At 72.7% G+C, this 1,577-nt stretch carries 2 pseudogenes; one reads left to right on the top strand and one right to left on the bottom strand.

The features are described from left to right. A pseudogene (locus B9G38_RS17140) lies at window positions 1–416 on the top strand (tryptophan--tRNA ligase); the annotation flags it as partial. 370 nt (window positions 417–786) lie between these two features. Here B9G38_RS17140 and B9G38_RS18110 read toward each other — a convergent pair. Beyond that, window positions 787–1,577: pseudogene (locus B9G38_RS18110) on the bottom strand (DNA primase); the annotation flags it as partial.

Below are 1,577 nucleotides of genomic sequence, written 5' to 3'. Positions count from 1 at the left end.
ACCACCGGTTCATGACCGGGCTCACCGGCGGGAAGATGTCCTCGTCGATCCCCGCGAGCCACATCTCGCTGCTCGACGACCCCGAAGACGGCTACGACAAGGTGAAGGCCGCCACAACGGGGGGCCGCGACACCGCCGACGAGCAGCGCGAACTCGGCGGCGAGGCCGACGAGTGCCCCGTCTACGAGCTGTACGCCTACCTGCTCGCGGGCGACGACGACGAGCTGACGAAGGAAGTCTACTCCGAGTGCGTCAACGGCGAGCGCCTCTGTGGCGGCTGTAAGGAGCAGGCCGCGGAGCTCATGCGCGAGTTCCTCGAAGACCACCAGGAGAAGCGCGAGGAGGCAGAGGAGCTGCTCGACGACCTCGACATCGACCTCGACTCCGACCGGCGCGGCACCGGCGGCGAGCACTGAGGCGTCTCCGCTGAGTCGCGAGCCGATTCTTACGCCGTCTCTTTATAAATAGACAGTGCGGTGGCGCGTGCCTCCGAGTGGCCGCCGAAGGCGGCCGCGAGGAGCACGCGCGAGGGAGTCAGTCGGCGGAGCGAAGCGACGGCGACTGACGAGGTTGGGGAGGTGTGAGGTGCGGTTGCTGTGCGGGCCGGGACTCAAAGGGGCAGCCGTGCGGTGGCCGCAGGCGACGCAAGCACCGCAGGAGCGAGTGAAACGAGCGACGAGGAGCACAGCGAGCGTGCGGCCACCGCACGGCTGGGGCTTTGGCGGTGTTCGCCGCCGCTCCGCGAGCAGCTATTTATAAATAAACGACGACGACCGCGCCGTATCGTCAGCTTCCGGCCCAGACGTCGTCCGCGGCGAGGACGCGCGTTCCGACCGGCCGCTTCACGAACTCGCCGAGGTCGCGCCCGACGACGTCCCCGACCCCGCGCTGGGCCGCCACGTCGAGCAGCCGCTGATCGACGGTGCCGTCGACGACGACTGCGTGCGGCGCGGCGTCGGCGCCCTCGACCGCGTCGAACGCGTCCGCGGCCTCGACCTCGTCTAACACGTCGAACTCGTCGCCGAGGAGCCGCGCCCGACCGGTCCCCTCGTCGACGACCTCGGAGACGTGCGCCGCGATCGACCGCGCTTCGTCGGGCTCGTCGGAGTCGGCGGTCGCGTCGGCCTCGTCGGCCTCGTCGGCCCCAACGGATTCGTCGTCGGCCTCGTCGGTCTCGACCGCCGCGTCGGCCTCGTCGACGGCGTTCACGGCGGGGTCGTCGTCAGCGTCCGCGTCGGGGCCGACGCTCGCCTGCGTCCCGTCGTCGTCCCGCTCGGCCGCCGCGTCGGCGTCGTCGGGCTCGGTCGCTCCGTCCCGCGACCCGACCTCGGGCGACGCCGCCGACGGGACCGACGCCCCGGCGGAGCCGTCCTCCGACCCGCCGCTCCGCACCGCGCCGCCGTCGCCGACGCGGGCGACCGACCCGGACGGCTCGTCGCCGTCGGTCGCCTCCTCGTCGCCGGCGGCCGCCCGGAGGTCGGCGGCGTCGGCGAGGCTCGCGTACGGCACCTTCCCGCGGAGCGCCTCGAAGACGGCGTCGCGGTCGAGGTCCTCGACGGACTCGCCGGGCGGCGCGA

This window comes from Halorubrum sp. SD612 (genome assembly GCF_002135005.1).
The sequence above is the reverse complement of the archived record's forward strand: the minus strand, read 5'-3'. Positions and strand labels throughout refer to the sequence as shown.